An 11247-nucleotide genomic window follows, 5' to 3' on the forward strand; every position below is an offset into this window, starting at 1 on the left:
TGATTTTCAGGTCAAAATCCGGGGCTACCGTATTGAATTGGGGGAAATTGAGAGTGCGCTGGCGACCCATCCACAGGTAAAACAGGCGGTAGTGATTGATTGGGAGCAGGAAGGTCACAAAGTTCTGGCGGCCTATCTGGTGAGCACGGGGAATGTCTCTGCTGACGCTCTGATTGAGCACCTCTCCGGTCGTCTGCCGGAGTATATGATACCTGCCAGCTTTACCCGTATTGAGTCAGTGCCATTGACCCTGAATGGTAAGTTAGATCGCCGGGCATTACCGGAACCGGCCTGGGGCAACCGGGACAGCTACGTAGCACCGCGCAATGCACTGGAAACCCGGCTTTGTGCTATCTGGCAGGAAATATTAGGGCTGGCACAGGTAGGCATTGAAGATAATTTCTTCCGTATCGGCGGTGATTCGATTGTCAGTATTCAACTGGTCTCTAAACTCCGACAGGCTGGCTTTACTGTGCAGGTTAAATCGATTTTTGAAGCGCCAACAGTAGCTCGTCTGGCACAGGTATTGGCACAGGATCAGCAGACAGTCAGTGTGGTGGCCGAACAGGGCAAATTAAGTGGGGAATTTGGCTTATTGCCTGTCCAGCAGGATTTCTTCAATCGCCAGTTACCGCAGCCACACCACTGGAACCAGGCCTTTATGATCCGCCTGCCCGGTACGATCAAACATGGTGATATTGAAAAAGCGCTGAATCAACTGGCTGAACGACACGATATGTTGCGTGTCCACTTTGTTGAAACGGCAGCAGGTTACCGTCAATGTTATCAGGCCGATATGCCTTTATGGCTGTCAATGTTACATCACTGTGATGTCAGTCAATGGGATGAAACAGCATTACGCCAGCAACTGACCGAATGGCAGAGCAGTTTTGATTATTGTAACGGGCCTCTGTGGCAGGCGGCGCATTTGACCGGATATGCAGACGGGAGTGCCCGCTTATTCTTCGCGTTTCACCATCTGATTATTGATGCTGTGTCCTGGCGGATCATGGCAGAAGATATGCGTTTGTTGCTACAGAAAGACGCGCTACAGGGCGATAACTTGCCGGCAAAAACCAGCAGTTACCGGCAGTGGGTCAGCGCTGTGCATCACTATGCCGAGTGCCATCAGGAGGAAGTGCCTTACTGGCAACAGGTCATGGAGGAAAGCGGGACTTATCCGGCTGTAGAAGAGACTCGTCAGCATCGGCTAGGTATCTCTGAGGCACTGACCGAGACCTTGTTGCGTGAGGCCAATGCCGGTTATCACACCGAAATTAATGACCTACTGCTGAGTGCCCTTGCGCTGGCCTTGCAGACGTGTTTCTCACGGCCGATCAATCGCATTCTGCTGGAAGGTCACGGGCGGGAACATATCGATAACACATTGGATGTTTCTGAAACCGTCGGCTGGTTTACAACCCTGTACCCTGTCCGGCTGGCAATGCAGGCCGCTATTGCCGAAACCATTATCCACACCAAAGAAATGCTCAGGGCCGTACCGAATAAAGGGCTGGGCTACGGTGCTCTGCATCAGGCCGGGTACTTGACGGGTAATCTGCCGATGATCAGTTTCAACTACCTCGGTCAGTTAGGGGGAGAAGCGGGAGAACAGGACTGGTCACTCACCAGCGACGATTGCGGAACCATGATAGCCGACAACAATAAGAGCCATTTGTTACTGGATATTAACGGTGCAGTGCAGGAAGGCAGATTGCAGTTCAGTGTGAATTCCTGTTTATCACAACACCAGACACAGACATTTATTACCGCGTTTGAACAGGCACTGATGACTGTTATCAAAACCGCTCAGCAACAGGCTCAGGCGGGAGGCGTGAAGACTCCGAGTGATTACGGCATTAAAGGAGTTTCAATCGAGCAGTTAAATCAACTGACTCAGCGTCTTGGTCATGCGAGTAATGAAAATTCGCACTTCCATTCAGAAAAGAAAACCATTTTGGATGTGTAACAATATGTTGAAACTATTAGAAGAACTTAATAAAAATCACATGTCAGTATGGGTTTGTGAAAACAAATTAAAATTAGCTTTTTCAGGGGAAACTCCGCCTGTTCAATTGGTCGATAAAGTAAAAGCAAAAAGGGAAACTATTTTAGATTTCTTAAATGCAACATGTATTTTCTCTGAAAAAGATTTTCAAAGTTTTATCCTGAGTGAAAATCACGCTAATTTTAATAACGTCAATAAAAATAGTAACAATGAAATTGAAGTGATATTTCCCGCTACCAGTTTGCAGCAGGGGTTTATTTATCATCATCTGGCTCAGCCACAAGATGATGCCTATCGTGTACAACTGTTGTTGGATTATCACACAAATGTAGACCTTGCCGCCTATCAGCAAGCATGGTCACTGGCTTCCCTGCGTTTCCCGATACTCAGAACCGCGTTTGACTGGGAAGGTGAAGTTTTGCAGATCGTAACTGAAGGGGCAAGTATTAGTGCAGCCAGTTTTACTGTTCAGGATCTCAGCCGATTATCCGCAGAAGAGCGGGAGGCAGCGATTGATGCCATTCAGCAGCATGACCGGACACAAGCGTTTGATTTAAGTCAGCCGGGATTAATTCGTTTCACCATTATCAGGCAACATGACCAACTGGTGACGGTGATGATTACCCAACATCACTGTATTGCCGATGGCTGGAGTAACCCGGTTTTATTGCAGACTGTGCATGACTATTACAACCAACTGATGCAGGGACAAACGCCCCGGATAGAGGTGGATAAAGCGTATCTGGCGACTCAGCAATATCACCTTGATCACAAACAAGCCTCTGAAGCGTATTGGGCTGAGCGTAAAGCCCAATTCCACAGGGCAAATGACCTTTCGGCGCTGTTAAGCCATAACGTTGATTTGAACCGAATAAAAGCGGTAGAAAAACCTGCTGAGCAGGTGCTCACGATACAGGGGAATACCTATAAACAGCTTAAGGCAATGTGCCGGGAACAAGGTGTGACACTGAATGTGGTGTTGCAGTTTGCCTGGCATAAATTGCTGCACAGCTACAGCGGGGATGAACAGACCATTGTGGGAACAACTGTATCAGGGCGGGATGTGCCGGTCGATGGTATCGAAGCCAGCGTTGGCCTGTATATCAATACGTTGCCATTGAGGGTGCAGTGGGAAAACAGGCAGACAGTAGCCGACGTTTTACAGGCAATACAGAATGACATTGCGGCGCTCAACAGCCACAGTGCCGTGTCACTCGCCAGCTTGCAACCGGATGGAGCACGTTTATTCCATAGTCTGCTGATTTTTGAAAACTATCCGGCACCCGTGGTAAATGAAACCAGAGACGGAATTGAAAAAACACTGACATTCCGCAAAGCGATTGAAAAAACAGATTATCCGGTGTTACTGATGGCCTATGAACACGGTGATAATCTGATAGTGAAACTAAGTTATGGTGAAGACTGGCTGACGGGTAAACAGGCTCAGCGTTTGCTTCGTCAGGTTAAGTGTATTTTATCCACGGTAGCGCGGGAACCCTACCAGCCCCTTTCATCGGTGATGTTCCTCAGTGACATGGAACGCGATACCCTGTTGTATAGCTGGAACCAGACAGATATGCCGTACCCGCAAGACCGTACACTCCAGCAACAATTTGAGGCACAGGTTGTAGCGACACCGGATAACATTGCGCTGGCATTTGAGGGAGAAACTCTGACTTATTGTCAGCTCAACAAACGGGCAAACCAGTTGGCCTTTGCTATTCGCCAACATTATCAGCAGCAGCACCATGCACCGATGCCAGTTGATACCCCCGTAGCCTTGTATCTGGATCGCAGTCTGGAAATGGTGATCAGTATGCTGGCGGTACTGAAAGCGGGCGGCGCTTATGTACCTGTCTCTCCCTCTTATCCGGTAGAGCGGGTTCAGTTTATTTTAGAAGATACCCGTTCACCCTGCATAGTGACTCAACAACAGTATTTGGCCCCATTGGCAGAATGCACGCACTTGTTGGCGGAACTACCCACTCTGATAGCGGCAGATGATCAGGCCGTGACCGCCGATCAGCCAGCAGAAAATCCGGCCTTAATCAACCAGCCGACCGATCTGGCTTATATCATCTACACTTCAGGCACCACTGGTCAGCCAAAAGGGGTGATGGTGGAACATACCAATGTCCTGAATCTGACTCAATTTATCGCCAGAACACATCTACTGGCACCACAGGTGAAAGCGCTGTTTTTCTCCAATTACGTGTTTGATGCTTCTGTTTTTGAAGTTTTCCCGGTGCTGATGTCCGGTGCCGCCTTGTATATTGCTCCCGCCGCAGTAACCGGCGACAGTGAGCAACTGCTGGCGTTTATCAATCAACATAAGATCACCAAAGCCTTTATTCCTACTGCTTTGATGAACCACTTTTCTGCCGAGTTATTTCGCTCAACTTTGCAGGTGATCCATACCGGTGGAGAAGCTCTTAATGCCCTGTCTATCCCGCCGCATGTCACACTGTTTAACCAGTATGGCCCGACGGAAATCACTGTGTGTGCCAGCCAGAACCTATTGCAGCACGGTGATCTGGCTATTGGTCAGGGGATTGATAACACCCGTCTGTATGTGCTGGATGAACAGGGCAATCTGTCCCCGATTGGTGCACCGGGGGAACTGTATATCGGAGGTGCTGGTGTAGCACGTGGGTATTTAAACCAGCCTGAACTCACCGCTGAGCGATTTGTGGAAAATCCATTTTACACAGCCGAAGACAAGGCACGGGGTTATACCCGCCTGTATAAAACCGGGGATCTGGTGCGCTGGCGGCCGGATGGCAAGCTGGACTATCTGGGGCGTAATGATTATCAGGTCAAAATCCGGGGCTACCGGATTGAATTAGGGGAAATTGAAAGTGCACTGGCTGCACATCCGCGGGTAAAACAGGCGGTAGTGATTGACCGGGAACAGGAAGGCCATAAAGTCCTGGCGGCCTATCTGGTGAGTGAGGGGAATGTATCCGATGACGCCCTGATTGAGTACCTTTCCGATCACCTGCCGGAGTATATGATGCCTGCCAGCTTTACCCGCATTGAGTCAGTGCCATTGACCCTGAATGGTAAGTTAGATCGCTGGGCATTACCAGAACCGATCTGGGGCAACCGGGACAGTTACATCGCACCGCGCAATGCACTGGAAACTCAGCTTTGTGCTATCTGGCAGGAGGTATTGGGACTGGCACAGGTGGGTATTGAAGATAATTTCTTCCGTATCGGCGGCGATTCGATTGTCAGTATCAGGTTAGTTTCCCGCTTGCGGAAAGCGGGTTTTACCGTTCAGGTCAAGTCGATTTTTGAAGCGCCAACGGTGGCTCGTCTGGCACAAGTGCTGACACAGGAGCAACAGACAGTCAGCGTGGTGGCTGAACAGGGGGGGTTAAACGGAGAATTTGGCTTATTACCTGTCCAGCAGGATTTCTTCAATCGCCAGTTACCGCAGCCACACCACTGGAACCAGGCCTTTATGATCCGCCTGCCCGGCACGATCAAGCATGGCGATATTGAAAAAGCGCTGAATCAACTGACTGAACGACACGATATGTTGCGTGTCCACTTTGTTAAAACGGCAGCGGGTTACCGTCAATGTTATCAGGCCGATATGCCTGCATGGTTGCCTGCATTACGGTATTGTGATGTCAGTCAATGGGATGAAGCGACATTACATCAGCAACTGACTGAATGGCAGAGCAGCTTTGATTATTGTAACGGGCCTCTGTGGCTGGCAGCGCATTTGACCGGATATGCAGACGGTAGCGCCCGCTTATTCTTCGCGTTTCACCATCTGATCATTGATGCCGTGTCCTGGCGGATCATGGCAGAAGATATGCGTTTATTGCTACAGAGTGATATTTTGCCGGCAAAAACCAGCAGTTACCGGCAGTGGGTCAGCGCCGTGCATCGCTATGCCGAATGCCATCAGGGTGAAGTATCCTACTGGCAACAGGTCATGGCGGAGAGCGGGACTTATCCTGTAGCGGGGGAACTCAGTCAGCACGAGGTAGCTATCTCTGAGGTACTGACCGAGACTTTGTTGCGTGAGGCCAATGCGGGTTATCACACCGAAGTTAATGATTTATTGTTGAGTGCCCTCACGCTGGCCTTGCAGGCGTGTTTCTCACGGCCGGTCAACCTTATCTTGCTGGAAGGTCACGGGCGGGAACATATCGATAATACGCTGGATATCTCTGAAACTGTGGGCTGGTTTACAACCCTGTATCCTGTCCGGCTGGCAATGCAGGCCGATATTACCAAAACCATTATCCATACCAAAGAGATGCTCAGGGCTGTGCCGAATAAAGGGCTGGGCTACGGTGCTCTGCATCAGGCCGGGTATTTAGCGGGTAATCTGCCGCCGATCAGTTTCAACTACCTCGGTCAGTTAGGGAGAGAAGCGGGAGAACAGGATTGGTCGCTTACCAGCGATGATTGTGGTGCTATGGTCGGCAATCAGAATAGTAGTGATCTGTTGCTGAATATCAATGGCATGGTTCAGAGCGGGCAACTGCAATTCAGTGTGATATCGGGTTTACCACAACTTCAAACACAGATGTTTATTGTTGCGTTTGAACAGGCACTGATGACGGTGATTAAAACCGCTCAGCAACAGGCACGAGCGGGGGGTGTGAAGACTCTCAGTGATTACGGTATTAAAGGCGTTTCGATAGAACGTTTACTCCATTTTCAGCAGAAATACCGGGTTGAGGCACTGTATCCTGCCACCAGTCTACAGCAGGGGTTTATTTATCATTATCTGACTCAGCCACAGGATGATGCCTATCGGATCCAGTTATTGCTGGATTATCACACACAGCTGGATGTTGCCATCTACCAGCAGGCCTGGTCACTGGCCTCACTGCGTTTTCCTATCCTGCGAACCGCCTTTGACTGGGAAGAGGAAGTTTTGCAGGTGGTGACCACAGGCGCGAGTATCGGTACGGACAATTTCTCTGTTCAGGATCTCAGCCGATTTCCCGCAGAAGAGCGGGGGGCAGCGATTGACGCCATTCAACAGCATGACCGGACACAGCCGTTTGATCTAAACCAGCCGGGGTTAATTCGTTTCACCATTATCAAACAACATAATCAGTTGGTAACGGTACTGATCACCCAACATCACAGTATTGCCGATGGCTGGAGTAACCCGGTTTTATTGCAGGCTGTGCATGACTATTACAACCAACTGATACAAGGGCAAACGCCCCGGATAGAGGTGGATAAGGCGTATCTGGCGACTCAGCAATATCACCTTGATCATCAACAAGCCTCTGAAGTGTATTGGGCTGAGCGCAAGGCTCAGTTCCACAGGGCAAATGATCTTTCGGCATTGTTAAGCCATAACGTTGATCTGAGCCGGATAAAAGCGGTAGAGAAACCTGCTGAACAGGTACTCACGATCCAGGGAAATTCCTATAAACAGCTTACGACAATGTGCCGGGAACAAGGTGTGACACTGAATGTGGTGTTGCAGTTTGCCTGGCATAAATTGCTGCACAGCTACAGCGGGGATGAACAGACCATTGTGGGAACAACCGTATCAGGGCGGGATGTGCCGGTCGATGGTATCGAAGCCAGCGTTGGTCTGTATATCAATACGTTGCCATTGATGGTGCAGTGGGAACCCACACACACGGTAGCCGATATTTTACAGGCAATACAGAATGACATTGCGGCGCTTAACAGTCACAGTGCGGTGTCACTTGCCAGTCTGCAACCGAATGGGGCACGTTTGTTCCACAGTCTGCTGATTTTTGAAAACTATCCGGCACCGATGACGAATGAAATCGGAAAGGGAGTTGAGAATACAGTGACATTCCGTCGCACTGTTGAGAAGGTGGACTATCCGGTGCTATTAATGGCCTATGTGCAAAATGACAGCCTGATAGTCAAATTGAGTTACGGTGAAGACTGGCTGGCAGACAAACAGGCACAGCATTTACTTCGTCAGATTGAGAGTATTTTGTCTGCGGTGGTTCACGATCCACACCAACTGACTTCAACAGTGATGTTCCTCAACGATACTGAACGCCACACTTTACTGTATAGCTGGAACCAGACGGATGTGCCGTACCCGCAAGACCGCACACTCCAGCAGCAGTTTGAGGAACAGGTTGTAGCAACACCGGATAACATTGCACTGGTATTTGAAGGGAAGACGCTGACTTACCGTCAGCTTAACGAACGGGCAAACCAATTGGCCTTTGCGATTCGCCAACATTATCAGCAGCAATACCATACGCCGATGCCAGCTGATACCCCCGTGGTTCTGTATCTGGAGCGCAGTCTGGAGATGGTAGTCAGTATGCTGGCGGTACTGAAAGCCGGCGGTGCTTATGTACCCGTCTCTCCGCAATATCCCGCCGAGCGTATCCGCTTTATTCTGACCGATACTCAGGCTCCGTATGTGGTGACCCAACAGCGGTATTTGCCGGTATTAGAGACACACTGCGGGATACTGCCCGTTCAGCCACGACTGATAGTGGCTGACGATCAGAACGTCACTGCTAATCAGCCGTCAGAAAATCCGGTCTTAACCAACAAACCGACCGATCTGGCTTATATCATCTACACGTCAGGCACCACCGGTCAGCCAAAAGGGGTGATGGTGGAACATACCAATGTCCTGAATCTGACTCAGTTTATCGCCAGAACGCATTCATTGGCACCACAGGTGAAAGCGCTGTTTTTCTCCAATTACGTGTTTGATGCTTCTGTTTTTGAAGTTTTCCCGGTGCTGATGTCTGGTGCTACCTTGTATATTGCTCCCGCAGCGGTAACCGGCGACAGTGAACAACTGCTGGCGTTTATCAATCGACATAAGATCACCAAAGCCTTTATTCCTACCGCCTTGATGAACCACTTTTCTGCCGAGCTGTTCCGCTCAACTTTGCAGGTGATCCATACCGGCGGGGAGACGCTTAATACGCTGGAGATCCCGCCACATATCACGTTGTTTAACCAGTATGGCCCGACGGAAATTACCGTATGTGCCAGCCAGAATTTATTGCAGGGGGGGGATTTGGCCATTGGCCGGGGAATTGATAATAGCCGTCTGTATGTGCTGGATGAACAGGGCAATCTGTCTCCGATTGGTGCGCCGGGCGAACTGTATGTCGGTGGTGCTGGTGTAGCACGCGGGTATTTAAACCAGCCTGAGCTGACTGCCGAGCGATTCGTGGCAAATCCATTTGCCACAGCCGAAGACAAGGTTCAGGGTTACACCCGGCTGTATAAAACCGGGGATTTAGTGCGCTGGCGGCCGGATGGCAAGCTGGACTATCTGGGCCGCAATGATTATCAGGTCAAGATCCGGGGCCACCGCATTGAATTAGGGGAAATTGAAGCAGCATTGGCGGCGCATCCACAAGTAAAACAGGTGGTAGTGATTGACCGGGAGCAGGAAGGTTATAAAGTCCTGGCGGCCTATCTGGTTGCAGAGGAGGGGCTCTCAGACGATAAACTGATCAGCTACTTATCTGACTGTCTGTCGGAGTATATGGTGCCTGCCAGTTTTACTCGTATGGACTCTATTCCGTTAACCCTGAATGGTAAGTTAGATCGTCGGGCATTACCGGAACCGATTTGGAGCAGTCAATACAGTTATGTGGCCCCGCGCAATGCACTGGAAAGCCAGCTTTGTGCCATCTGGCAGGAGGTTTTGGGGCTGGTGCAGGTAGGTATTAAAGATAATTTCTTCCGCATTGGTGGGGATTCTATCAGAGCGATTAAACTGACGGCGGCTATTCGCCAAACGTTGGCAATGGATGTTTCACTGGCACAATTGTTTGAATTGAAAACGATTGAAGAATTAGCCACACAGATTGGTCAGCAGACATACACAGTCATCCCTCATATTGAGCTTGCTCGTTACCCCTTGTCCTTTGCCCAGGAACGGATGCTGTTTATTGAACAGTTTGAACAGGGCACTTACGCCTACCATATTCCTTATCTGGTGCAGTTGAATGAAGGAGTCAAATTATCTCTGCTGGCAAGCGCAATTAACCGGGTGGTTGAGCGTCATAATGTGTTGAAGACGGTATACCGCAGCGATGATGATGAGGGATATGGATATCAGCAAACACTGGAAGATGATCTTCTGATTGAGTCACACCTCTGTACGAGTGTTGAGGCATTGTTGCATACAGTACATGCTGAATTGAGCACGTCATTTAATCTGATGACAGAACCGAGTTTGCGCCTGCGTCATTACCAGGTCGGTCACAGTCATTATCTTTTATTCATGTGGCATCATATCGCTATTGATGGCTGGTCGGTGGATATCTTTATGTATGAGCTGGCGGAGGCTTACCATGCTCTGCTTGAAAACCGTGACAGCCGTCTGCCTGATCTGGAAATCACTTATGGTGACTACGCTCATTGGCAGCGGGCGTATTTGCAAGGGGAAGTGAGAGAGCGTCAGTTAGCATACTGGCAGCAGGCTCTGGCGGGGTATGAGCCGTTACTTTTGCCGACCGATTACCCCCATCCGGCACAGGTAGATTATCAGGGACGAAATTTCGGCTTTACGTTAGGAAGTGAACTTACCGGCCAGCTAAAGACATTAGCAAAACAGCAGGAAACCACCCTATACACTGTTTTACTGAGCGGTTTTTATCTCATGCTGGCGAAGTTCTCCGGGCAAAGCGATATTGTGCTGGGGACACCGACTGATAACCGACATCATGCGCAAACTCAACCCTTGATTGGGATGTTTGTCAATTCACTGGTTTTGCGGGCACAAGTGGAGCAAGTCGGTAGTGTGGAGCATCTGATTGAACATGTTCACGATGTGATTGCTCAGGCCAAATCCCATCAGGATATGCCGTTTGAGCAGTTGGTTGATGCTCTCCAAGTTGAGCGGGATGCGTCCCGTCATCCTATTTTTCAGGTCATGTTCGGATTGCAAAACTTTGGTGAAAGCCTGCCTGATGGAATGACTTTGCCATTCAGTCCGGTAAAACTGGATGACAATTTGCACAGTCCGGCTAAATTTGACCTGAGTTTGTTTATTGCCGATAACCCAGCCTGCCTGACAGGGGCGATCAATTACGCTGTCAGTCTGTTTGATGAAACGACAATAGCCCGGATGGCGGCAAGTTATCAGCAGGTACTGGCCGCGTTTGTGGCAGATCCGCAGCAATCCTTGAGCCGCATTGATGTGTTATCTGCGCAGGAACGTCATACCCTGCTGTATGGCTGGAACCAGACGGACAGGCCCTGCCCGTCAAATACCCTGCAAC

2 protein-coding genes are annotated in these 11247 nt (G+C 49.7%); both read left to right on the forward strand.

The annotated features are described in order from the left end of the window. Window positions 1-1969: condensation domain-containing protein (locus Xbud_RS17845; protein WP_244590028.1), on the forward strand; the 1969-nt coding region annotated here is incomplete at its 5' end. Between the two features lie 4 nt (window positions 1970-1973). Beyond that, the coding region (locus Xbud_RS20780; RefSeq protein WP_244590029.1) for a non-ribosomal peptide synthetase at window positions 1974-11247 on the forward strand (9274 nt) is incomplete at its 3' end.

The sequence above is a fragment of the Xenorhabdus budapestensis genome (genome assembly GCF_002632465.1).
GTDB classification, from domain to species: Bacteria; Pseudomonadota; Gammaproteobacteria; order Enterobacterales; family Enterobacteriaceae; genus Xenorhabdus; species Xenorhabdus budapestensis.